25 protein-coding genes are annotated in these 22934 nt (G+C 64.1%); 10 read left to right on the plus strand and 15 right to left on the minus strand.

Annotated elements, in window-relative coordinates:
* The first annotated feature begins 13 nt into the window (after positions 1-13).
* Positions 14-319: an autorepressor SdpR family transcription factor gene (locus IE053_RS01005; RefSeq protein ID WP_189570596.1), complete on the plus strand. Its 306-nt coding sequence runs from the start codon at positions 14-16 to the stop codon at positions 317-319.
* Positions 316-693 (plus strand): hypothetical protein, encoded by a 378-nt coding sequence (locus tag IE053_RS01010; protein WP_189570598.1) that lies wholly within the window; start codon positions 316-318, stop codon positions 691-693. The genes IE053_RS01005 and IE053_RS01010 overlap by 4 nt, the downstream gene beginning before the upstream one ends.
* Here IE053_RS01010 and rlmN read toward each other — a convergent pair whose 3' ends face one another.
* Both rlmN and IE053_RS01020 read right to left on the minus strand, forming a co-directional pair.
* Positions 694-1863 (minus strand): dual-specificity RNA methyltransferase RlmN, encoded by a 1170-nt coding sequence (rlmN, locus tag IE053_RS01015; RefSeq protein WP_189570600.1) that lies wholly within the window; start codon positions 1861-1863, stop codon positions 694-696. It abuts the gene before it with no gap.
* A 104-nt stretch (positions 1864-1967) separates the two neighbouring features.
* Positions 1968-3116, minus strand: coding sequence for an acyltransferase family protein (locus tag IE053_RS01020; protein WP_189570602.1), 1149 nt, complete (start codon positions 3114-3116; stop codon positions 1968-1970).
* Positions 3117-3227: 111 nt separating this feature from the next.
* Between IE053_RS01020 and IE053_RS01025 the strand changes: the two genes are divergently transcribed.
* Positions 3228-4082 (plus strand): LytTR family DNA-binding domain-containing protein, encoded by an 855-nt coding sequence (locus IE053_RS01025; RefSeq protein WP_189570603.1) that lies wholly within the window; start codon positions 3228-3230, stop codon positions 4080-4082.
* Here the strand turns inward: IE053_RS01025 and IE053_RS01030 are convergent.
* Complete coding sequence (locus IE053_RS01030; RefSeq protein WP_229786004.1) at positions 4079-4492, minus strand: DUF3052 domain-containing protein; 414 nt, start codon at positions 4490-4492, stop codon at positions 4079-4081. The genes IE053_RS01025 and IE053_RS01030 overlap by 4 nt on opposite strands.
* A gap of 4 nt (positions 4493-4496) precedes the next feature.
* Positions 4497-4703, minus strand: coding sequence for a helix-turn-helix domain-containing protein (locus IE053_RS01035; RefSeq protein WP_189570606.1), 207 nt, complete (start codon positions 4701-4703; stop codon positions 4497-4499).
* 111 nt (positions 4704-4814) lie between these two features.
* Here IE053_RS01035 and rdgB point away from each other — a divergent pair, with 111 nt between their 5' ends.
* Both rdgB and hemW read left to right on the plus strand, forming a co-directional pair.
* A complete protein-coding gene (gene rdgB / locus IE053_RS01040; RefSeq protein WP_189570608.1) occupies positions 4815-5411 on the plus strand; it encodes an RdgB/HAM1 family non-canonical purine NTP pyrophosphatase in 597 nt (198 codons plus the stop codon).
* Positions 5408-6550, plus strand: a complete 1143-nt coding sequence (hemW, locus tag IE053_RS01045; RefSeq protein ID WP_189570610.1) for a radical SAM family heme chaperone HemW — start codon at positions 5408-5410, stop codon at positions 6548-6550. The genes rdgB and hemW overlap by 4 nt, the downstream gene beginning before the upstream one ends.
* On the opposite strand, the gene IE053_RS01050 is transcribed toward hemW, so the two are convergent.
* The 8 genes from IE053_RS01050 to rsmI all read right to left on the minus strand — a co-directional run bounded on the left by IE053_RS01050 (position 6496) and on the right by rsmI (position 13754).
* On the minus strand, positions 6496-8328 hold the full coding sequence (locus IE053_RS01050) for a response regulator (RefSeq protein WP_189570612.1): 1833 nt from the start codon (positions 8326-8328) through the stop codon (positions 6496-6498). The two genes, hemW and IE053_RS01050, sit on opposite strands and share 55 nt — an antisense overlap.
* Before the next feature lie 60 nt (positions 8329-8388).
* Positions 8389-9888 (minus strand): YifB family Mg chelatase-like AAA ATPase, encoded by a 1500-nt coding sequence (locus tag IE053_RS01055; RefSeq protein WP_189570614.1) that lies wholly within the window; start codon positions 9886-9888, stop codon positions 8389-8391.
* 207 nt (positions 9889-10095) lie between these two features.
* Positions 10096-10845, minus strand: a complete 750-nt coding sequence (locus IE053_RS01060) for an enoyl-CoA hydratase/isomerase family protein (protein WP_189570616.1) — start codon at positions 10843-10845, stop codon at positions 10096-10098.
* A 19-nt stretch (positions 10846-10864) separates the two neighbouring features.
* A complete protein-coding gene (gene gshB / locus IE053_RS01065; protein WP_189570618.1) occupies positions 10865-11806 on the minus strand; it encodes a glutathione synthase in 942 nt (313 codons plus the stop codon).
* 10 nt (positions 11807-11816) lie between these two features.
* Positions 11817-11975 (minus strand): hypothetical protein, encoded by a 159-nt coding sequence (locus tag IE053_RS01070; protein WP_189570620.1) that lies wholly within the window; start codon positions 11973-11975, stop codon positions 11817-11819.
* Positions 11975-12523: a BON domain-containing protein gene (locus IE053_RS01075; RefSeq protein WP_189570622.1), complete on the minus strand. Its 549-nt coding sequence runs from the start codon at positions 12521-12523 to the stop codon at positions 11975-11977. Before IE053_RS01075 ends, IE053_RS01070 begins: the two co-directional genes overlap by 1 nt.
* Positions 12524-12586: 63 nt before the next feature.
* A complete protein-coding gene (locus IE053_RS01080) occupies positions 12587-12952 on the minus strand; it encodes a YraN family protein (RefSeq protein WP_189570624.1) in 366 nt (121 codons plus the stop codon).
* Positions 12921-13754, minus strand: a complete 834-nt coding sequence (gene rsmI, locus IE053_RS01085; protein WP_189570626.1) for a 16S rRNA (cytidine(1402)-2'-O)-methyltransferase — start codon at positions 13752-13754, stop codon at positions 12921-12923. Before rsmI ends, IE053_RS01080 begins: the two co-directional genes overlap by 32 nt.
* A gap of 132 nt (positions 13755-13886) precedes the next feature.
* Here rsmI and IE053_RS01090 point away from each other — a divergent pair, with 132 nt between their 5' ends.
* Genes IE053_RS01090 through IE053_RS01105 form a run of 4 tightly spaced genes read left to right on the plus strand, consistent with a single transcriptional unit; the run spans position 13887 to position 18509 of the window.
* On the plus strand, positions 13887-15311 hold the full coding sequence (locus IE053_RS01090; protein WP_189570627.1) for a penicillin-binding protein activator: 1425 nt from the start codon (positions 13887-13889) through the stop codon (positions 15309-15311).
* Positions 15308-16699, plus strand: a complete 1392-nt coding sequence (locus IE053_RS01095) for a protein adenylyltransferase SelO family protein (RefSeq protein WP_189570629.1) — start codon at positions 15308-15310, stop codon at positions 16697-16699. The genes IE053_RS01090 and IE053_RS01095 overlap by 4 nt, the downstream gene beginning before the upstream one ends.
* A 38-nt stretch (positions 16700-16737) precedes the next feature.
* Positions 16738-17877: a succinyl-diaminopimelate desuccinylase gene (dapE, locus tag IE053_RS01100; protein WP_189570631.1), complete on the plus strand. Its 1140-nt coding sequence runs from the start codon at positions 16738-16740 to the stop codon at positions 17875-17877.
* Positions 17874-18509, plus strand: a complete 636-nt coding sequence (locus IE053_RS01105) for a hypothetical protein (protein ID WP_189570633.1) — start codon at positions 17874-17876, stop codon at positions 18507-18509. The genes dapE and IE053_RS01105 overlap by 4 nt, the downstream gene beginning before the upstream one ends.
* 4 nt (positions 18510-18513) lie before the next feature.
* On the opposite strand, the gene truA is transcribed toward IE053_RS01105, so the two are convergent.
* From truA to def, 3 genes are read right to left on the minus strand one after another with little or no spacing between them, the layout of a single operon-like run.
* Complete coding sequence (truA, locus tag IE053_RS01110) at positions 18514-19266, minus strand: tRNA pseudouridine(38-40) synthase TruA (protein WP_189570635.1); 753 nt, start codon at positions 19264-19266, stop codon at positions 18514-18516.
* Entirely contained in the window at positions 19263-20192 is a 930-nt protein-coding gene (gene fmt / locus IE053_RS01115; protein ID WP_189570637.1) for a methionyl-tRNA formyltransferase, read from the minus strand. The genes truA and fmt overlap by 4 nt, the downstream gene beginning before the upstream one ends.
* Positions 20193-20198: 6 nt before the next feature.
* On the minus strand, positions 20199-20744 hold the full coding sequence (gene def / locus IE053_RS01120; protein WP_189570639.1) for a peptide deformylase: 546 nt from the start codon (positions 20742-20744) through the stop codon (positions 20199-20201).
* A 212-nt stretch (positions 20745-20956) separates the two neighbouring features.
* On the opposite strand from def, the gene rmuC reads away from it, so the two are divergent.
* Positions 20957-22930, plus strand: a complete 1974-nt coding sequence (gene rmuC / locus IE053_RS01125; protein WP_189570641.1) for a DNA recombination protein RmuC — start codon at positions 20957-20959, stop codon at positions 22928-22930.
* The last annotated feature ends 4 nt before the right edge of the window (positions 22931-22934 follow it).

Raw genomic sequence — 22934 nt, forward strand, 5'->3', positions numbered from 1 at the left:
TAATTATCTTTCCATGGCTTCGGTGTTCAAAGCTCTCTCTGACCCCACGCGGCGCAAGGTGCTCAGCCTCCTCAAGGATGGGCCGATGTCGGCAGGGGAGATTTCGGAGCATTTCGATTTCTCGAAGCCGACTATGTCGGCACACCTCGGTGTGCTGAAGGAAGCGGGGCTGGTCCTCGACAAGAGGGATGGGCAGCGGAAGATCTATCATCTTCAGATCTCTGTCCTCGAAGACGCGCTGCTCGGCTTTGCCGATCAGTTCGGGTTCGGAGCATCCCTCAGGAACGGGGCGGAGGAGCCCCGGGGAGAAAAGACATGAACAATCAAGTTGTCTCGAGCCTCGTCTGGGCAGGGCTAATGGTCGGTAGCGCGGCTGCGCTCACGGCCCTTGAAGGGGCGGGCATCCTGCCCGATGGCGGCGAGCGCGGGTTCGGCGTGGTGATGGGACTGGTCCTAGCCTGGACCGGCAACATGATGCCGAAATGGGGCGCGGACAAGAAATGCGCCAGCGACGGCGAAGCGTTCCGTATGAAGCGCTTTGCCGGGATCACCATGATGCTCGGCGGGATCGGCTACGCCGTCGCGTTCTTCGTCGCTCCGCTGGAGAAGGCCCCTTACTGGGCGATGCTGCCCGTGGTGATCGCGCTTCTGGTCATCTTCCTCATGGTGCTGACGAAGAGGCGCATTGTCTGATCACTCAGGCAGCTGGCCGTCGCCGTACAGGGCTTCGGCCCGCAGCTCTGACGCGCGGCGCTTGACGCTTTCGGTCTTGAGCTGGCCACAGGCTGCGCCGACGTCCCGGCCCCTGGGAGTCCTAATCGGGGAGGCGTAGCCGGCGCGGTTGACGATCTCGGCGAAGGCCTCGATCCGGTCCCAGTCAGAGCATTCGTACTCGCTGCCCGGCCAGGGGTTGAAGGGGATCAGGTTGATCTTGGCCGGGATACCCTTCAGCAGGCGGACCAGTTCCTTGGCTTCGGCGTCGCTGTCATTGACGCCTTTCAGCATGACATATTCGAAGGTGATGCGGCGCGAATTAGACGTACCCGGATAGTTGCGGCAGGCATCGAGGAGCGCCTCGATGTTCCACTTCTTGTTGATCGGGACGAGGACGTCGCGAAGCTCGTCATTCGTCGCGTGGAGCGAGATGGCGAGCATCGCCTCGGTCCGCTCACCAAGGTCGTGCATCTGGTTGACGACGCCCGATGTCGAGACGGTGATCCGCCTACGGGAAATCGAGATGCCCTCGCCGTCGGAGATGATGTCGATCGCCTGGGCGACGCCGTCGAGATTGTAGAGCGGCTCGCCCATACCCATGAAGACGATGTTCGAGAGCTGGCGCTCGTCCTTGCCCGACGGCCACTCCTCAATATCGTCCTTGCACACCAGAACCTGCGCGACGATTTCCTCGGCCGTCAGGTTACGGACGAGGGCCTGGGTACCTGTGTGGCAGAAGGTGCAGTTGAGCGTGCAGCCGACCTGGCTCGAGACGCAGAGCGCGCCGGAGCGGCCAACGCCGGGGATGAAGACCGCTTCGGCTTCGACGCCCGGAGCGAAGCGAAGGAGGTATTTTCGCGTGCCGTCGCGGCTGACCTTGCGCTCGACAATCTCGGCGCGGGGAATGGTGTACCAGTCCTCGAGCTTCTCGCGCATGGCTTTCGCGATATTGGTCATGGCGGAGAATTCGGTGGCGCCGATATTGTAGATCCAGCCCCAGATCTGGCGTGCGCGCATGCGCGCCTCCTTTTCGGCGAGGCCGAGATCCGACTGGAGCCGCTCGGCGATTTCCTTGCGGGTAAGGCCGATGAGGGAGGTGCGCTGATCGGTGCTGACCGCAGGGGCGCGGTCGAGGAGGGTCGTGCTCATGTGCTTCCGCCTTGTGACAGGACTTGTGGAAAAGAGAGCGGCGGATACCGGTTTGTTGGAGGGGGGGCAAGTGACGCTTTCGCTGACATTCCGGGATGACAACCTCAGGATTTGATACCGAAGGCGATGCGGAGGACCGGGATCCGGCGGAAGACCTCATAGCTGATCGCGCAGGTGGCCACGGTGCCGAGCGTGACAATGGCCAGTTCGACCGGGCCGGGGACCTCCCTTCGTCCGAGGAGAGCGACGAGGGTCACGATCGCGGTCTGGTGGACGATGTAGTAGCAGAATACCGCGCCGGTGAGATAGCGTAGCGCCTTCGATGGCCCTGTCAGGAAGCGCTGGGCGAGTCCGAGGAGGCCGAGGATCACGGCCCATGCGTACAGAACATTGGCGAGCGGCCATGTGGCGGCTGCGAGCGTGAGCCAGAAGCCTTCGATGACGATCTCGACGTCGTCGGGGATCGTCTCGACGAAGGCGCGCCAACCGCCGAGCATGACGGCGGCGATGAGAAAGACCGGCAGTCCGCGGCGGATCCCTTGCCAGAACGCCTCGGACTTTGCAGCGAGAACGCCCAGCAGCGTGACGGTGAAACTGACAGCGTGGGTGTTCCAGTCGCCGAACAAGGCGTGGGTCGTCTCGAAGCGCGGGTCGAGGACGTAGCGGTAGACGACAAATGGCAGGCTCAGGCCGAAAAGGAGCCCAAGCGGCCGACGAGCGATTGCTTGCCACGGACCGCTCTCAGTGATCGAGCGGACGACTGGCATGAGCGGCATCAGGATGAGAACGTAGAGGAGCAGGTAGACGATGTACCAGAGGTGGTTCCACGTCGGGGTGAGGATCGAGAATTGCTGCTCGAAAGAGAGGTAGCGGGGCCAGAACGCGAGGATGCCCGGTTCGATCTCGCCATAGCGGAGGAGCTCGAAATAGCTCTGGGGCATGACGATCACGGCCATGCCGAAGACGATCGGCAGGCCAAGGCGCAGGAGGCGGGATGCCGCGAACTTTCCGGGGCCGAGCTTGTCGCTGGCGAAATGGATCGCCACCCCTGAAATGAAGAACAGCAGGGCGAGCCGCCACGGGTTCACCATCAGCATGGGCAAGCGCCAGGCTTCGGAGCCGTGGGGGCTTTTGACGTGCCAGTCCCAAGGCACATAGGCCATGCCGATATGGTAGAAGATGAGAAGCCCGAACGCGATAACGCGCAGCCAGTCGAGATCGTGGCGGCGGGCGGAGACAGGGGGAAGAGACATCGGATGACCGACCGGGTTGCTGACAATCCAGAAACTGGCGCGACCGCCCTTGCTGCACGAGCGAGAGGTGATGGTCGGCGGCGGGAAGTGATGTCCGGTCAAGGGCTTGGGATGAGCGGCGAGGCCTCAGGGACGAAACCGCTGACCCCTGACGAGGAGGACGCGCGGGCCGACCGCAAGACGTTCTTATGGTTCGCGGGGCTGACCGTGGCGATGCTGGTTGTCGGGGTTCTGTCTGCCGGAACTGAAGCCTCGCGGGGCAGCCCGGTCGATCCAGGCAAGATGCTTCTGTGGGACTCGACCAGCATCCTCGTTATCTTCGCACTCATGCCCGCGGTGGCGCAGGTCGTCTCCCGGGGGATGCCCGGCGTGCATAGCTGGTCGCGGATCGCAGCGGTCCACTTGCTTGGCGTGGTTGCTTTCTCGGTCGTCCACATTCTCGGGATGGTGCTGCTGCGGAAGCTCCTCAGTCCTTTGGTGTTCGGCGAGCCTTATGTCTTTACCGACAACCTGCCGCGCGAGTTCGTCTATGAGTTCCGCAAGGATGCGCTGACCTACTTCATCCTCGTGATGTTCCTGATCCTCGGGCGCGAGCTGGCGCAGAAAAAGCGGGCCTTGGAGGAAGCGAAAGCTTCGGCCGCACCGCGGATGCTGACCTACCGCTCCGGCGGACGGACGATCATGCTGGCGGCGGGTGATGTCCTCTGGGCCAAGGCCGAGGGCAATTATGCCGAACTGCACACCCGCAGCGGAACCTATTTCGTGCGAACGACCCTCAAGGCCGTGGCGGAGGATCTTGAAGGCGCTGGAGCCGAGGCGGTGCGGGTTCACCGCTCTTATCTTGCCGTGCCGCGGGAAGTCCGGCAGGCGGCACCGACAGGCAATGGCGATCTCAGGCTGACCATGTCGGACGGGGCGGAAGTGCCGGTCAGCCGTCGCTACCGCGGTGGGCTCTCTCTCGGCTAGCGAGATTTGCGGCGCAGGAATTTGAGACCAGACCAGTCCTTGTCGACGGCGCAGACCTTCACGTCGACGAAGCCGGTCGGCAGGATCACCTCGCGCAGGTCATCCTCGGTGAGATCCTTGAACAGCGGCGAACTTTTCTTCGGCCAGCTCACCCATAGCATGCCGCCGTCCGCAACCTTCCCGAGGGCGCTTTCCAGCCTAGTGTTCAGGGCCTTCCGGTCTGAGCAGAAGAGATGGACGAGGTCGGCCACCTTCGCCCGGACGCGCCAACGGACATCGTCGGTCTTCGGGACGAGATCGTGGTAATGCGCGGGCGCGCCGATCGTCAGCACGGTCATGCCTGGCCTGATACCGAGCTTATGAGCGAGAGGCTTGCCGGAATAGCCGTGGGCTGCGCCTCGATCCGGCACGGCGCTAATCCGGGACGTATTCGAGAATGTCGCCGGGCTGGCAATCGAGAACCTGGCAGATCTTGTCGAGCGTCGTGAAGCGCACGGCCTTCGCCTTGCCGGTTTTCAGGATCGACAGGTTGGCGATGGTGATGCCGACCCGCTCGGACAGTTCGGTCAGCGACATATCGCGTTCGGCGAGTATCTTGTCCAAGGTCACGCGGATCGTCACTGCCTACATTTATCCTTTATCGATAATCAAAAAAGGCCCACGGGTGATGAACGATCTTTCACTTCGTCGCAACCCTTCCGGACGTTTCACCGCAGGAAGGAAAGGATCATCATGGAACTGTTTCCCGGCAACCGTCTAGTTCTCGCGACTCGCAATGAAGGAAAAGTGCGCGAGATGCAGCGGCTTCTCGAGGGGCGCGGCGTCGAGGTCACAACTGCGGCAGCGCTTGGTCTCCCTGAAGTGGAGGAGACGGGGACGAGTTTCGAAGAGAACGCAACCCTCAAGGCGGAAAGTGCGGTGAAGGCTTCAGGCTTTGCGGTGCTCGCCGATGATTCCGGCCTGTCCGCGGATGCTTTGGGCGGAGCGCCGGGGGTTTACTCGGCGGACTGGGGCGGGCCCGAGCGGGACTTCGGCAAGGCCATGGCGAGGCTTGGGCGCGAGGTGAAAGCCGCCGGCGACGATCGCGGAGCGAAATTCGTCAGCGTGCTGGTTCTTCTGTGGCCCGATGGCCGCCGGGTCGAAGCGCGCGGCGAGGTGCGAGGGACGCTGGTCTTCCCGCCGCGGGGCGAGGGCGGCTTCGGCTACGACCCGTGTTTCATCCCCGAAGGCGAGGACCGGACGTTCGGCGAGATGGCTGCGGAGGAAAAGGCGCGGTTCTCCCATCGAAGCCGGGCGATGGAGGCCCTGATGAGGGAGCTTCTCGGGTGAGGCCACTGGGGCTTTACGTCCATTGGCCCTATTGCGCACGGATTTGTCCGTATTGCGATTTTACCGTGGCGAAGGCGCGAGCCGTGGATGCCTCGGGCTGGAGCCGCGTGTTGATGGAAGACCTGAGACGGCTGGCAGCGATGACCGAGAGGCGGGCCCTGACCAGTGTCTACTTCGGTGGAGGGACGCCTTCACTCATGCCGCTTTCGGTTGCCGGTGCGGTGCTTGAAGAGGCTGAGCGGCTTTTCGGGTTCACCGATGGAATCGAGCTGACTGTGGAGGCGAACCCGGACGATCTTTCCCTTCTCGAAGGTCTGGCCGGGGCCGGGTTCAACCGGCTTTCCCTTGGTGTGCAGAGTTTTGATGGTGGAGAGCTCGAATTTCTCGGCAGGATCCATGACGGCCGGGAGGCCCGCGCCGCCGCGGACACCGCCTTGCGGCTGTTCCAGCGGGTCAGCCTGGACTTCATCTACGCTTTGCCCGAACAATCGCTTGGGGATTGGGAAAAAGCCTTGCGCGAGGCGGTAGAGGTCGGTGCGGGGCACCTCTCGCTTTACCAGTTGACGATCGAGCCCGACACGGCGTTCGGGAAGGCTGCCGAGCGGGGTAAGCTCGTTCCCGTGACGGATGATCGGTCTGCGGATTTCTACGAACTGACGCAGGATGTGACGGCGGATCTCGGCCTGCCGGCCTATGAGGTCTCGAATCACGCACGGGCGGGAGAGGAAGCCGTTCACAATGCGCTTTACTGGTGCGATGCGGAGTGGCTCGCGATCGGACCCGGAGCGCATGGACGGCTTGGCTCCCCCGAAGCGCGCCTCGCAACCGAAGGCATGAAGCGGATTTCGCAGTACACGTCGCTCACCGATGGTGAGAGAATTTCGATTTCTTCCCTGTCGCTAGCAGAGCATCGACTCGAGGTCCTGAGCGGAGGGCTGCGCCCGGTGAAGGGACTGGACCTTGCGCGCTTGGGGAGTGACGCGGAGGGGGTCCTTTCCCGAGCGAAACCTCTCATCGAACAAGGCTTTCTTTCCTTGGGTGGAGGGTATCTCGCGGCGAGTCAGGCAGGTCGGCCGCTGATTGATCAGCTTGCGCTGCTTCTTTCCGAAGGGCTTGCCGACCCGGCACCGGAGGCATAGCGGTCGATCAGGCCGAGAAGTTCTTTCGGTTCGAACGGCTTCGAAAGGAAATCATCCATGCCCGCTGCAAAGCAGGCATCCTGGTCCTCCTGGAGGGCATTGGCCGTCAACGCGATGATGGGGACGCGCCTGCCGCGTTCCTCAGCGCGGATAGCCTTCGCCGCTTCGAGACCGCCCATGACAGGCATGTGCATGTCCATGAGCACGATATCGTAGCTCTTGGTGCGGACGGCCTCGACGGCGGCGGCGCCGTTCTCGACGACGTGAAGGGAGTGGCCCCCGCGTTCGATGACGGCGCGCGCGAGGACAGCGTTGATTTCGTTGTCCTCCGCCAGCAGCACGTCGTAGGTCCGGTCAGACCGTTTTGTCTTTTTCTCCTCCGCGGCGGCGCGGTCGAGTTCCTCCATCGTCAGGCTGAGATCTTCGCCCGAGAGAACGCGGTTGAAGCTCCGTTGGCGGATGGGCTTCGTAAGGTAGACGTCGAAGCCTTCCTGCATCACCTCTTCAACGCTCGATCTTTCGCTGGCCGGAAGGAGCAGGATGGCCCGCTCGGCGAGGGCGTTGGCTTCGGCGGCCTGCCTTGCGAAGGGATAGTCGCATAGGAACAGGCCGTTCCGCATACTGCGCAGGAGTGACGTTGCCTCCGCGAGATCGTGGGTGGTCTGGACTTCCTGCGCGCCGCCCATCCTCAGCTGGAGGCTGAGGGCGCGAGAGAGAACCGTGTTGTCGGTCAAGAGAACGACCTTGCTGTCGGCGACGGGTTCCGGCCGCTTCTCGGGCGCAGCCTCAGCCACGCCGAAGGGCAGGGTCAGCATGAAAGTGCTGCCGACATTCTCTTCGCTCTCGACACGGATGGTTCCGCCCATCTTCTCCACGAGCTGCTTGACGATGGCGAGGCCCAGGCCGGTGCCTTCGATCGAACGCTCCTCCATCTTCTCGTCGCGCGAATAGGCATCGAAAAGGCGCGGCAGGAGCGTTTGCGGAATGCCAACGCCGGTATCGAGGACATCGATCGACAGCTCTGCATGGTCCTTCTCGATACGGAGCGCCTTGACAGTGATGATGACGCCGCCCTTGTCCGTGAACTTCACGGCATTGCCGACGAGATTGATCAGAAGCTGGCGTAGCTTCGAGACGTCGCCAGTCAGCTTCTTCGGCACCCGCGGATGGACAAGGGCCGTGATCTCGATACCCTTCTCGATCGCCTTCGGGGCAAGGAGCTCGGCAACGTTTTCGCAGGCCGCGGCAGGGCTGAATGTCTCAATACGAAGCTTGGCACCATCGCTGTCGAGCTTGGCGTAGTCGAGGATTGCGTTGATCAGGTCGAGGAGCGCGTGGCCGCTCTGCTTGATGTTGCTGGCAAAGTTCGCCTGATTCGGATCGAGGCCGGTGTCCAGGAGCAGGTCCGCCATGCCGAGGATGCCATTGAGGGGCGTGCGCATTTCGTGGCTCATGGTGGCGAGGAATTGCAGCGTCCGCTCGGTGCCTCGCGCGGTCGTATCGCGCGGCTCGGCGGCGATGTGGACGACAACCCCGTCGGTGGGTTGCCCCGAGATCACGCGGATCGTCCGTTCGCGACCATCGCGCTGAACTTGGAAGTGGTTGTCCCCGGTGGCGCGCCAACCGAATGGCAGACGCCTTTTCGCAAAGATGTCAGCGCGTTCGATGCCGAGAGCGGTGGCAGTACTGTTCGCGGCGAGGACGGCACCTGTCTTCGCGTCGGTGACGAAGGCTGCCACCGGAAGCGTCTCCAGATGCGCGTAAGCGCCATGTCCCATACCGCACCATCCCACAGCCGATGGTGGATAATGTCACAGAAAGGTTGCCCAGCCGTTGTCTCAGCATGCGGTCGGCGCGGTGGCCAAGGCGGGTTCCGGCCGCCGGAAGCTGATGGCTTCGGCAATGTGAACGCGCCGCAGGGCATCGGATCCCGAAAGATCGGCGAGGGTGCGGGCGACGCGAAGGATTCTCGTATAACCGCGGGCCGAGAGATTCAGCTGCTCGCAGGCGCGCCGGAGGAGCTGGAGTCCGTCGCCATCAGGCACGGCGATGGCGGCGATCTGTTTCTCATTCAGGTGCGCATTGATGGCGCCGCGCGCCTCCTGCACCTCACGGGCCCTGGCCACGCGGGCGGCGACGGTCGCGGTGTCTTCGCCCTCAGCGGGACTTGCAAGGTCGAGAGCGGAGACCGGCGGGGTTTCGATCGTGATATCCATGCGATCGAGGAAGGGGCCTGAAACGCGCGATTGGTATTTCGGCGCGCAACCCGCGCCGCGAATGCAGTTGGCACCACAGCGGCAGGGGTTCATGGCGGCCACGAGCTGGAAGCGCGCAGGATAGCGGACATGGGCGTTGGCCCTGGCGATGAGGATGTCCCCGGTTTCCAGCGGCTGACGGAGACTGTCTAGGACCTGGGCCGAGAATTCCGGCAGCTCATCGAGGAAGAGGACCCCGCGATGGGCGAGGGACGCCTCACCGGGCTTTGCCCGCATTCCGCCGCCGACCATGGCCGCCATAGAGGCGGAATGGTGCGGTGCACGGAAGGGACGGACCCGGCTGAGGGTGCCGTTCTCGATCAATCCGGCAACGGATTGGATCATCGACACCTCGAGCATCTCTTCGGGGGAGAGGGGCGGCAGGAGGCCGGGCAGGCGGGACGCGAGCATGCTCTTCCCGGAGCCCGGGGGACCGATCATCACCATGTTATGCCCGCCAGCGGCCGCGACTTCGAGGGCGCGGCGGGCGGTTTCCTGCCCCTTGACGTCGGCAAGGTCGGGAATGTCGGAGGGCTGGACCAGCTCCCCCGGCTTCGGTGCGGAGAGCACCTGCGTGCCTTTGAAGTGGTTGGCGAGCTGGATGATGCTGGCAGCAGCGATGATCTGCGCATCGCCGCCGGCCCAGGCCGCTTCGGCGCCGGAGCTTTCCGCGCAGATGAGGCCGAGGTCAAGGCTGTTCGCTGCGACGGCGGCGGGCAGGGCGCCTGTGGTCTTGGCAATCGAACCATCAAGGCCAAGCTCGCCGATCACGGCCATGCCCTCGACAGCGTCGCGAGGGATGGCCCCCATTTCGGCCATCAGGGCGAGGGCGATCGGGAGGTCGAAATGGCTGCCTTCCTTCCTGAGGTCGGCGGGGGCGAGGTTCACGGTGATCCGCTTGGGCGGCAGGCCCAGACCGATGGCCGAGAAGGCGGCGGAGATCCGGTCCTTGGCCTCGCTGACCGATTTGTCCGGCAAGCCGACGATGACAAAGGTGGGCTGGCCGCCGGTCAGGTGCGCCTGCACCGTGACAGGTCGGGCTTCGACGCCTTCAAAGGCGAAGCTGGTGACCTCAGCGACCATGCCGCTCCCTTCGTTCCCGCAAGACGCGTCGCAGGAACGAAAAAAGAACGCAAGGATCTTTTGCAGCTGAAAACAGTATAACTATCAGTCGAATGGCTTGCCGCTTGCAGATATTGCTTGACCATTGCGTCGCGCCGGGGTCGGGCAGGCCGTCATTTGCACCGGGTCGGCTTGCTGCGCGTTCCCATGCGATGTCGATCGCTGTCCCTAGCGTCCGAAGCCTGACAACCGTTCGGCTGTATCCGTGATTGCCTCGTAGTCCCGCGCGACTTCTTCTGCGAGAGCCTCTTCCAGAGGCCGGTTCTCCATCGCAAGTGTGAAAAGGTCCTTATACGCAGCAATGGCACCGGGAGAGTTGGCGGCGATCCGCTTCGCCATGTCGAGAACGGCTGCTTCGAGATCTCCGGCAGTGTTGTAGCTATAGTTGGCAAGGCCCCACGCTGCCGCTTCCCTGCCGGTAAATGTCCGTGCGGTGAAGGATAGCTCGCGAGCACGACGGATGCCGACGGCCGTGGGTAGCATCTGGCTCATCCCCCATGTCGGACGGATGCCGAACTTGGCATGGGTATCGCCGAACCTGGTGTCGTCCGTAGTCAGGATGAAATCGCAGTGGAGTGCGATCTCGAGAGCGCCGGTGAAGCAAGCGCCGTGGACCTGCGCGATGACCGGGACGCTCGTGCGCCTGACGGCTGCTGCGGCTTCGGCGGCGGGGCCATCGAAGACGCCGCCGACCCGACCGTGTTCGAGCGTCGCTTTCTGGAGGACCTTGAGGTCGACGCCGGCGGAGAATGCGCGGCCTGCGCCCTTGAGGATGATGACCCGCGCGGTGTTCGATGCTTCGGCGAGGGCGTTGACGAGCGCTTCGAGCATGGTCGGCGTGAAGGCGTTCATCGCATCGGGGCGATGGAGGGTGATGGTCGTGATACCGTCCTCGGTATCGGTCAGGATTTCACTCATCAGGTCCTCCGTACAGGGTCTAGCTGGTTTCCTTCTCGCACCAGTCCCAGAACATCTCGGCGACGTCATTGCCGCCAAACCGCTTGAGCTCGCGGATGCCGGTCGGGCTGGTGACATTGATTTCGGTCAGCATACCGCCGATTACGTCGATCCCGGTGAGGACGAGACGGCGCTCTTTCAGTGCGGGCGCGATGGTGGCGCAGATTTCAAGGTCGCGCTCGGTGAGCTCGGAAGGCTCGGCCCGTCCGCCGACATGCATGTTGCTTCGTGCTTCGCCATCCGCAGGGACACGGTTGATGGCGCCGACGGGCTCGCCGTCGAGGAGGATGACGCGCTTGTCGCCGCCGCGGACCTCCTTGAGATAGGCTTGCGCGATGATCGGCAGGCTCCGTGGCTGGCCAAGGAACATCTCCAGCAGCGAGCTGAAGTTCTCGTCGTCCGACCGGACACGGAAGACCCCTGCGCCGCCATTGCCATAGAGGGGCTTGAGAATGATGTCCTCGTGCTTGTCGCGGAAGGCGCGAATGGCTTCCTCGTCGGAGGTGACGAGGGTGGGGGGCATCAGCTCCGGATAGTCCATGACGAAGAGCTTCTCCGGCGCGCTTCGGATCTCTGCCGGGTCATTCAGCACCAGGACGTTTTCGGGAAGCTTTTCGAGGATATAGCAGGCGGTCATGTAGACCATGTCGAAGGGTGGGTCCTGGCGGATCAGGACGACGTCCATGCCTGCAAGATCGAGAATCTCCTCCTCGCCAAGGCGCACGTGATCGCCCTGCTCGTCCTTGAGGTCGAACAGGCGCCGGCCACGGGCGCTGACGTGGTTACCGTCAAGTCGCAAATGCTCCGGCTGGTACTCCCACAGGTCGTGGCCGCGCGCCTGTGCCGCGAGGGCAAGGGCGAAAGTGGTGTCCCCGCGGACCGTCAGGCTACGGAACGGATCGGTCTGGATGGCGATTTTCATGGCAGTCTCGCTAGTCGCGCGGTGAGAAGATAAGCCCGAAAAGCGAGCTGGCGACTGCAAGCCACGCGCCGGGCGGCGGCGGGACCTGCAGCACGAGGAAGAAATAGGCGATCGAAGCCGTGGAAAGGAACAAGCCGATCAGCAGCAGGACCCGGACGATCCTGTACATCACCGGGCGCGATCGCTGCGGCGCGGATCCCTGAGATAGATGACGTGGCTGACCACTTCCTTCACGCCGTCGATGGCCTGGGCCTGCCCCGTGACCCGGCGCAGCTCGTTCGGCCCTTGGGCGACGCCGAGGAGGTAGACCGTACCGCGGCTGACGAGCACGCGGTAATTGCCCGCCTTCACGCCTGTGTCGGCGATGAGGGCTGTCTCCAGCTTCTGGTCTATCCAGCCATCCTTCGTTCCTTGCCCGATGCTGGTCTTGGGCAGGACTTGCAGTTCGTTGATGACCTCGCGGACCTGCGGGATCTTGCGGGCTTTTTCTTCAATGATGATGGCGTCGCCTTCGGACCGGACCGTGCCGGTCAGGAGGAGACGGCCTTCGAAGATCGTCATGTCAATGTCGGAGGTATCTGCCTCGCGGTCGAAGAGGAGCTTCGTCTTGAGGTTCACGCTGGCGGCGGAATCATCGAGCCGGTCGCCTAGCGTGCGATTCTGCGCGCAGGCGGCAAGGAGCAGGACAGAAGCGACGAGAGCAATACGGCGCAGCATGGAAGGTTCTCCTTCGGAAGGCGCGCCTAACTTATGGAGCGTCGCCTCGGGTTCCAATGCCTTTTAGCGGAAGGCATCGCGGATATGCCTGATTCCCCGCGGGCTGACGGCAACAATGTCGTAACGCAACGGAAGATCGGTGCGCAGGGCTTTTCGAGCGAGGTAGGCATCGGCGGCCGCGCGGATGCGGGCGGCGTTTCGCGGGGTGACGGCGAGGCGGGCCTCTTCGAGGGTCCTGCGAAGCTTCACCTCGACGAAGACAAGCGTGCCGGCTTTGCGGGTGACGAGGTCGATCTCCCCGCCCCTGGCCACGAATCGCTGGGCGAGGAGCCGGTAGCCCTTCGCCACCAAGAAAAGGGCGGCAAGTGTCTCGGCGAGGCGTCCCGCCTTCTCGGCGCTACGCCTCCTTGAGCTCGAGGGCGCGGGCATAGCACTCCTTCTTGGGCTTGCCGGTGATTTCGGCGGCGGTTTTCGCGGCCTCGCGGACGCTTTCTGTCTTGAGGAGGCGGCGGAGGGTCTCGTCGAGGTCCGGGCCTTCAGCGGCGGAGGCCGGATGGATGATGAGGACGATCTCGCCTTTCGGCGCGGCCTTTTCATACTGCGCTGCGAGTTCGGCAGCGTCGCCTTCGGCGATCTCCTCATGCAGCTTGGTCAGCTCGCGGGCCACGGCCACGGTTCGGGGGCCGAGGGTCTCGGCCAGGGCGGCAAGGGTCGCGGCAAGGCGAGGGCCTGATTCGTAGAGCACGAGGGTTTCGGGGCGGCCTGACAGCTCTTCGAAGAAACTGCGAATCTGTCCGGGTCCTTTGGGCGGGAAACCGAGGAAGGTGAAACGGTCCGTGGGTGCGCCTGCGATGGAGAGAGCGGCCGTCAGGGCGCTCGGTCCGGGCAAGGCGTAGACCTTGTGGCCCGCGTCCCTCGCCTCGCGGACGATGCGGTAACCGGGGTCGGAGATGAGCGGCGTGCCTGCGTCGGACACAAGGACGATGGCAGCCCCCGAAGCGAGTTCGCTGAGGATCTGGGGGCGGACCTCGGCGGCGTTGTGTTCATGGTAGGGGAGAAGCGGCCGCTTGGGAATGCCAAGGACATTCAGTAGCTTGCCCGTGATGCGCGTGTCCTCGCAAAGGATGCGGTCGGCCTGCGCCAGGGCATCGATCACCCGCTTGGTGATGTCCCCCAGATTGCCGATCGGCGTCGCGGCGACATGAAGGCCCGGCTGCAGCTTTTTCTCCATAGGGCTTGGGGCTGCGCGGTTCAGGACGCTTCGTCAACGGCTTTGCCGGTGGTTGGGCAGGAGCGATGCCCGCCCTAGTGTGTTGTGACTGTCGCACAGGCCCGGTATGGCTTCAGGCAGGGAGTTCCTCCGATGATCAATGCGTTGCCCAAATTTTCGTTGAAACAAGCCGGTATTCTCGCCTGCGCGTTCATACTCGCAGCCTGCGAGACACTGCCGACCCGGACGTCAGAACCCGAGGAGCCGCCGGTGGCGACCGACGAACCGGTCGGCCTCGAAGCGCCGGTGACCTTGCCGGACATCGACGAGGACAGGGTCGTGCGCGTCGCGCTGCTGCTGCCTTTCGGCGATTCTTCCGAGAATATTCAGGACCTTGCCGATGCGATGCTGAAAGCCGCCCAGATGGTGGCCTTCGAAAGCGGCAATGACAGCTTCCTGCTCATTCCCGAAGACACCAAGGGCACGCCGGCCGGGGCGCGGGCCGCGGCGCGGAACGCGATCAATGGCGGTGCGGACATCATTCTCGGGCCGCTTCTCGCTTCGAGCGTGCAGGCAGTGTCCCAGGAAGCGCGGCGCCGGGACATCCCGGTGATCGCCTTCTCGACGGACCGGCGCGTGGCAGGGAATGGCACCTACCTGCTGAGCTTCCCGCCGGAGCCGGAGATCGAGCGCGTGACGTCCTACGCTCTCAGCCAGGGCTATGCCCGCTTCGGCCTTCTTGCGCCGCTCAACGAGTATGGCGCGCGGGTGGCGGACGCTTTCCACGAAGAGATCTACGAGGGCGGCGGCACGCTGGTCCATGAGGAGCGCTATGAGCGCAATGCCGATGCCATGCGCGAGCCCGCGCGGCGGCTGGCCCAGTATGCAGCGCCGGCATTTGTCCCCCAATACGTGACGCCGCGTGGTCCGCGCCCCGAGCAACAGGAGGACCGCTATGGTGCCCTGCCTGGATCGCAGCCGGAGCAGCAATACGACCAGTACGGACCGCTGCCGGGTACGCAGGAGCCGGAGGGCCCGCTCAACCGAGCCGACGTCCCGAGCGAGAGCTATGATCCGATTGAAGACGGCTTCCAGGCCGTGCTGCTGCCCGAGTTCGGGCGCCTTCTCCGGGCACTGGCACCGCTTCTTCCGTATAACGACGTCGATGTGCGCCAGATCAAGCTGCTCGGCGTGTCGGCGTGGAACAACCCTGGCCTGATCGGCGAGCCTGCGCTGGCCGGCGGCTGGTTTGCTGCTCCGGACCCCGAGCGTTCCAAGGGCTTCACCGCGCGCTACCGTGCAGCTTACGGCGAGAATCCTCCCCGGCTGGCCTCGCTCGCCTATGACGCGACCCTGATCGCGGCGCGTCTTGCGGAATCGGGCGCTCCGAACCCCTATTCACAGGCGATGCTGACCAACCCGAACGGCTTCATCGGTGCGGACGGCCTGTTCCGCCTGACTGAAGAAGGGGTCGTGGAACGCGGGCTCGCCGTGCTGGAGATCACCCGGAACGGCGTGCGCGTGATCGACCCGGCACCGCTGTCGTTCAAGCCCGATCCGTACGCGCCCCAGTATTGAGCAAGACGCCGGACCTCCCGATCCTCGGGCTTGTCCCGAGGGTCGCAACGCCGGTGGAGCCGGCGGATTTCCCGAAAACGATCCTCCGCTACCGCAATGACCGGGCGGCGGAGGAAGTGGGGCTTTGCGGCCTTTCGGACGACGAATGGATCAGGCATTTCGCGCGCTTCGATCCGCTTCCTGACAATCTCCAGCAGCCTCTCGCCCTCGGCTATCACGGCTATCAGTTCCGGGCGTACAATCCCGATATCGGCGACGGACGCGGCTTCCTGTTCGCGCAGCTTCGCGATGGGCGCGGGCGGCTCATGGACCTTGGCACCAAAGGGTCCGGCCGGACGCCGTATTCCCGCGACGGTGACGGGCGGCTGACGCTGAAAGGCGCGGTGCGCGAGGCGCTGGCGACGGAGATGCTGGAGGCGCTGGGCGTGCCGACGAGCCGTACCCTGAGCTTCGTCGAAACCGGCGAGCAGCTTGCGCGTCACGACGAGCCGTCGCCCACGCGTTCCGCGGTCCTCGTGCGGCTCAACCATGGCCATATCCGCTTCGGCTCGTTCGAGCGGCTGAGATACCTCGGAGATGATGAGGGGCTGAGGCTGCTCCTCGCCTATGCGGTGCGGGAGTTTTATCCCGACCTGGCAGGGGACGATGCGGCAGGCTTCCTGGTTGCCGTGAGCAAGCGGATGGCCGTGATGGCGGCACGCATCATGGCAGCGGGTTTCATCCATGGTGTTCTCAACACGGACAATATGAATGTCACGGGCGAAAGCTTCGATTATGGCCCGTGGAAGTTCGCGCCGACCGTGGAGGCGGGCTACACCGCGGCCTATTTTGACGAAGCGGGGCTCTATGCTTTCGGGCGGCAGCCCGAAGCGATCTACTGGAACCTCGCGGCCCTCGCCGATGCGCTGCGCCCGATCGCGGATGGCGAGCAACTGCGCGCGGCGCTGGGTGTCTATCCTGACGCCTACGGAAATGCCTTTGGCGAGGCGATCCTGAGAAGGCTTGGCGTGAAGGCGACGGAGCCGGAAGCGGACCAGAAATTCGCGAGCGATCTCTTTGTCTGGATGAACAAGGAGAAGCTGCCTTTCGAGCAGGTGTTCTTCGATCTGTTCGGCGGCAGCGCCGGGCAGGGGAAGCGGCTCCGCTCGCCGCTTTCGGCGCGCTACGGGGACCAGGAGATCATCCGTCGCCTCGATGCTTATGAGCCGGACCGACCCGGACGGGTCCAGCACCCAGCGTTCCGCACCGATCCGCCGACGCTGCTTGTCGATGACGTCGAGGCGGTGTGGGAGCCGATCGACCGGTGCGATGACTGGTCGGCTTTCGAGGAGAAGATTGCTGCGATCAGGCGCTATGGCGAGGCGCTTGACCTTCCTGCGGCGCATTGATTGTTGAACCTTCGCGCCCATTTCCCCAGACCGTGCCGATGACAGAAACACAGCTCACCGATCCGCTCGCGCTGGCAGAGGCCCTGATCGCCCGGCCGTCGGTAACGCCTGTGGATGCGGGCGCGCAGGACCTGCTGGAAACCTGGCTGACCAGGCTGGGCTTCGAGGTGCACCGGGTGACCTTTGGTGATGTCCCGAACCTCTATGCCCAGCGCGGTGAGGGGGGCCACAGGCTCTGCTTTGCCGGGCACACCGATGTCGTGCCGCCAGGGCAGATGGAAGCCTGGACGACGCCGCCTTTCGAGCCGTCGGTGGATGGCGGTATGCTGCGCGGGAGGGGGGCGTCGGACATGAAGGGCGCGATTGCCGCCTTCATCGCCGCCGTCGCGAAGACGTCCGACACGCCGCCCCTGGCGCTTCTCATAACCGGGGACGAAGAGGGGCCCGGCATTGATGGCACCAAGAAGATGCTCGGGTGGATGCAAGAGCAGGGCTATTCCTTCGATCACTGCCTCGTCGGGGAGCCGACGAGCCGCGAGGTCCTCGGCGACATGATGAAGATCGGGCGCCGCGGCTCCATGAATGCGACGGTCAGGGTCGAGGGGCGGCAGGGTCACGTGGCCTACCCCCATCGCGCGGACAATCCGCTACCCGCGGCCGCGCGGATCGCCAGTGCACTGACGACGCTGGAGCTCGATCTCGGCTATGAAAGCTTCCAGCCGAGCAATCTCGAGGTGACGGGTTGGGGGTCTGCGGAAACGGCAGAGAATGTCATTCCCGCCGAGGCCTGGGTGCGGTTCAATGTGCGCTTCAATCCGAACTGGACCGGGGAAACGCTTCTGGCGCATCTCGACAGGGTGATTGGCGAAGCTGCAGGCGGCGCGAAGTGGAGCTGGAACCCGCGGGTATCGGGAGAGGCGTTCCTCAACGACGATCCCGCGCTGGCCGGGCTCGTGGCGCGGGCCGTCCGTACCGTGACGGGCCGGGCGCCGGAGCTGTCCACCAGCGGCGGGACATCTGACGCACGGTTCATTGCCAAGGTTGCGCCTTGCGTCGAGTTCGGCCTTTCGGGGGCGACGATGCACCAGGTAGATGAGCAGGTGCCGGTGGCCGATGTCGACAAGCTGGCCGACATCTACGCCGAGATTCTTCGTCTGTATAAGGAAGGTCTGCTGTGATCTCTGGCGGCGATATTGCGAATGGTGTCCGGGCGGCCTTTGCCATGGCACGCGACGAAGAGGGCTGGCAGGACCGCTTCGATTTTTCTGCGGACCAGGTGTTCAAAAGCTTCTGGGCCATCGGATTGTCGCTGCCGGCGATCGTCCTGTCGGCCGAGGTTTCCCGGCAGGTGGCAGCCAGTGCACCGCCGGACCCCTTCACGACGTCGATCGCCTCGATCAGTCCTGCCACGCTGGCCGTCAGCCAGGTGTTGAGCTTCTCGGTCCTCTGGGCGGTCGAGCTCTGGATGCTGATGACGCTGGCCAAGCGTCGCAATATAGGCTGGAAGGTCAGCCCCCTGATCATCTCTTACAACTGGTCGAAGTTCCTGTTCGCGATGGTCGTGGCCCTTCCGCTGGGCGTTTCGATCCTGACCGGGGCCACGGCGCTCGGGACGTTGGGGTCGACCACGGGCCATGCGCTTCTCCTGTTCTTGCGCTGGGGAATTTTCAGGCGGACACTGGACCTGACGCCAATCGGCGTGATCGGGGTCCTGGCGCTTTTGATCCTCGCCTATTTCGTGATGTCGATGCTGTCGACCGGGCTGCTGGTCTTCTTCGGACTGATGGAGCTGCCGCAGGTTTCGTCGTGAACGCTCAGTAGACGGCCTTGACGAAATAGAGGCCCTGCGCCGGCGCGACCGGGCCGCAGCGAGAGCGGTCAGCAGCTTCGAGTGCGTCCTGCACATCGCCTTTTGACCAGCGTCCCGCGCCGACACGCTCCAGCGTGCCGACGATGCTGCGGACCTGGTTGTGCAGGAAGGATGGCGCGCGGAGCCGGAGCTGGATCTCGTCGGCCGAGCGCTCGACGGAGACCTCAGTGAGGGTCTTCACCGGGCTTTTCGATTGGCAGTGGGCCGAGCGAAAGGTCGTGAAGTCGTGAAGGCCGACGAAGACTTCTGCGGCATCAGCCATGGCCCTGTCGTCGAGCGCGTAGGGAACCTGCCAGGCCCTGCCCTGGTCGAGGGCGAGCGGCGCGCGGCGGGCGATAATCCGGTAGAGGTAGTGCCGCTCCTTCGCCGAGAACCGGGCGTGGAAATCGTCCGTCACCGGAGTAGCGGACAGGATCGCGACGGGAGCGGGGCGCATGAGGGCGTTGACCGCGTTCTGGACGGTGAAGCTGGCCACGGGCTTTTCGAGGTCGAGATGGGCGGTCATGCAAAGGGCGTGGACCCCGGCATCGGTCCTGCCTGCGCCGTAGCAGTGGGTTTTGCCGCCCGAGAACTTCGCCGCCGCGTCCTCGATGGTGGCCTGGACCGAGGGGGCGTTTTCCTGTCGCTGCCAGCCCGCGAAAGGCTGGCCGTCATATTCGATCTCGATACGGTGGCGGGTGGAGGGCTCCTCGCTCACGAGAGCACCGTCCCCGGATCGATCTTCGTGCCGCGCAGGAATTCGGCGGCGGGCTGGGCCGCCTTGCCCGAGCGTTGGACGCGCGTGATGAGGACTTCGTTGCCATCACCGCAGGTCACGGCGAGCCCGTGCTCGTCGGCGCCCGTCACAGTGCCCGGCGCGCCAGCGCCGGTACCGCCAAGCTTGCTCATCAGGAGCTTCATGCGGATGTTGCCGAACTCCGTATACGCCCCCGGGAACGGCGAAAGGCCGCGGATCTGGCAGTCGACTTCGTGGGCCGGCTTTTCCCAGTCAATCTTCGCATCCTCGGGCGTGATTTTCTTGGCGTAGGTGACGCCATCCTCGGATTGCGGTGTCGGCGCAATGCCGCCGCGTTCAAGGGCGGCCAGCGTACGGGGCAGGAGTCCTGCGCCGATCGGAGCGAGCTTGTCGTGGAGGGACTGGTAGGTCTCGTCCTCGGCAATCGGAACAGTTTCCGAGAGAAGAATTGGACCGGTGTCGAGGCCGGCCTCCATCTGCATGATCTGGACGCCCGTCACCTTGTCGCCCGCCATGATCGCCCGCTGGATCGGCGCCGCGCCGCGCCAGCGGGGGAGAAGGGAGGCGTGAATATTGAGGCAGCCGTGCTCCGGCAAGTCCAGGATCGCCTGGGGCAGGATCTGCCCATAGGCAACGACGATCGCGACATCGGGCTCCAGGGCTGCGAGGGCTTCGACTTCCGAGGGCGCTTTCATCGTCTCCGGGGTGCGCACTTCGAGGCCGTAGTCCGCAGCGAGCTCTCCGACAGGCGATGGCCGCAGCTTGTGTCCGCGTCCGCGCGGGCGTGGCGGCTGGGTGTAGACCGCGGCGACGTCGTGTCCTGACGCCACAAGCTCGGAGAGCGCCGGGACCGCGAAGTCCGGCGTGCCCATGAAGACAACGCGCAAGGGGAGTTACTCCGCGACAAGGGCAGCCGCGCTGCCCGCTTTTTCCTTCAGCTTCGCCTCGCGCTTCAGGCGCTTGAGGATGCGTTCGCGCTTGAGGCGCGAAAGATGGTCGATGAAGAGAATGCCTTCGAGGTGATCCATCTCGTGCTGGATGCAGGTGGCGAGAAGGCCCTCCGCCTTGAGGGTCTGCGGTTTGCCTTCGTAATCGAGGTACTCGACCGTGCAGGTCGCCGGGCGCTCGAGCTCTTCATAGGCATCAGGCACGGACAGGCACCCCTCTTCATAGGGCGCAGTCTCTTCGGCCGGGTCGATGATCCTAGGATTGACGAAGTAGCGCGGTTGCGGCTCCTCGTCCTTACCGGCGATATCCATCACGATGATCCGGAGCGGTTCCCCGACCTGGATCGCGGCAAGGCCGATACCCGGCGCGGCATACATCGTCTCCAGCATGTCATCCATGAGGGCGCGGATCTCGTCCGTCACCTCGGGGACTTCCTTGGAGACCTCGCGCAGGCGCGGGTCTGGAACGGTCAGGATCTCTCTAATGGCCATGGTCCTGAACTAAGAAGCTGACGCGCCGCGGTCAATCGGGCTCTTTGCCCCTGAACCTAACGGCAATCTAAGACTCTTCTGCAACCTATGCGTTTAGCGTCCTGCGGCACGTATCTCGCATTGCAGAAGGTTTGATGACATAAAGGCTTTGCGGGAGACAATATCACGTTTTCCGCGGGTGGTTGAAGACGAACGCGCTGGATCCCGCTGTGATGGCACACATTGTGAAACGCTTGCCGCAGCAGCTGGCCGAGATTGAAGTCGATGAGGCCATGGATGCAGCGTTTGAGCAATTGTCGGGGGCCGACAGGGTGATGAGCAACAGTAACCTCATGGTCTACGGAATACTGGGATTGGTGATCCTTCTGGTCATCATCGCGTTGTTCGTCGTTTATGGCCGTATCAACCGCAGCCGTAACGAATATGACGACGGCGAGGACCTCTTTGACCAGCGTTTCGGCGGTGGTGACGATCCTTTCGACCAGCAGGAAGAGGACTTCGCTTCGATCCGCATTACGCGAGAGCCGCAATACCAGGACCGGGAGCCCGGCCCGCTGGTGACCGAAGCGGAAGAGCCCTATGAACAGGCGATGTCCCGAACCGAGACGGTCCGGGAGCCCGCGGAGAATGTTGTCCCGCTTCGGAGCGCCGAGCCCGAGCCGCAGCCGATCCAGCGTGCCGAACCCGTGCAACAGCGCGAGCCCCTGCAGGTCGCGGCGAACGAGACTCCGGGCGAGTATGATTACGGAGCCGCTGGCGGCTATGCGGGTGATCGCGGCAATGACTGGCAGCGCGGCGGTTATGATGACCGCATGTCCTCCGGCCGGGGCAGCTATGAGGACGACGCGCCCTTCGTGGCCCCTTTCATCCGCGAATACATCGAAGAGAGCGAGCGTCGGCAGTCCCATCGCCTTGATGACCTGCGCGACGACATGCGCCGCCAGCTGAGCAGCATTCGCGAGGAGCAGTCGAGCCGGCTCGATCTCTTCCTCAGCTCCATCGAGCGCAAGCTGAACCGCACGAGCAGCCTGACAGGTGTCGGTGACGAGGAAGGGGCTTCGCTCCGCCGCCGGATCGACAGCCTGTCGGATGCGCTGGACCGGATGCAGAAGGTGCTGGAGCGCAATGGCGAGAGAATGAACGATCTCGGCCGAATGGTCGAAGACCGCCTGGCGGACATGGCGACGATGCGCAGCGAACTGCGCAACCTGCACGACGACGTCCTGAGCTTTGGCAATGATGTCGAGCAGAACACAGCCGCCATCGCCTCGATGCGCGAGCAGTTCGACCTGCTGAAGGAAGACTTCGGACGCCTCGAGCGCAGCTTTCTCGAGCGTGCGCAAAACGAGCAGGGCGTGAACATGCGCCTCGCGGACGTGGTTAGCGGCACGCTCGACGATGACGAGTACGAGTTGAACGCGAAGCTCTCCACCGGCGACGTCGCCGACTGCGTGATCTACCTGCGCGGCGGCCGGAGCAAGGTCGTCATCGACGGCAGCTTCCAAATCGACTGCTTCAACCGCCTGCCGTCCCGCGATGCGGTCCGGCGCAACCTGCCGCAGGCGAAGGCTGCCGAAGACGAGTTCCGCCGCACCGTCCTCAGGTCGATCTTTGCGTGTGCTGATCGTTTCATCATCAATGGCGAGACGGTGGATTCGGCGATCCTGTTCCTGCCGTCAGAAGCTGCGTACACGATACTTCACGACCGCTTCCCGGATCTTGTCCGCGACAGTCACCGCGCGCGGGTCTGGCTGACCTCTCCGTCGACGCTGATGGGAACGCTGAACCTGCTGCACAACGTCATGCCGGCCGAGGCGGGGCGCTATGATGACGATGCCGAAGAGGGCCCGTTCTATGCCGGTCCCGCGGACCATGACGACGAACCACGCCCGATCCGTGCACGGAAAGATTCCGAAGAGGATGAGCGCGCCGCCGCGATCGAACGACGCCTTCGCGAGCTTCGCGAAGAAGAAGAGGCGCTGGCCGAAGAGCTGGTCCGCCGCCGCGAAGAGGCACCCCGGCGCCGCTACCGCGCCGCAGGTGAACGGCCGCGCCGCGAGCAGCCCGAGGACGATTTCGAGACGCGCCTCGAGCGGTTCTCTTTCGACCTCGACGACGACGGCGTGACCTTCGAAGAAAATGACAGCCGCCGCGGCTTCAAGAACCGGGACGACGACCTGCGCTAGGCAA

The sequence above is a fragment of the Parvularcula lutaonensis genome, from assembly GCF_014651915.1.
Classification (GTDB): Bacteria; Pseudomonadota; Alphaproteobacteria; order Caulobacterales; family Parvularculaceae; genus Parvularcula; species Parvularcula lutaonensis.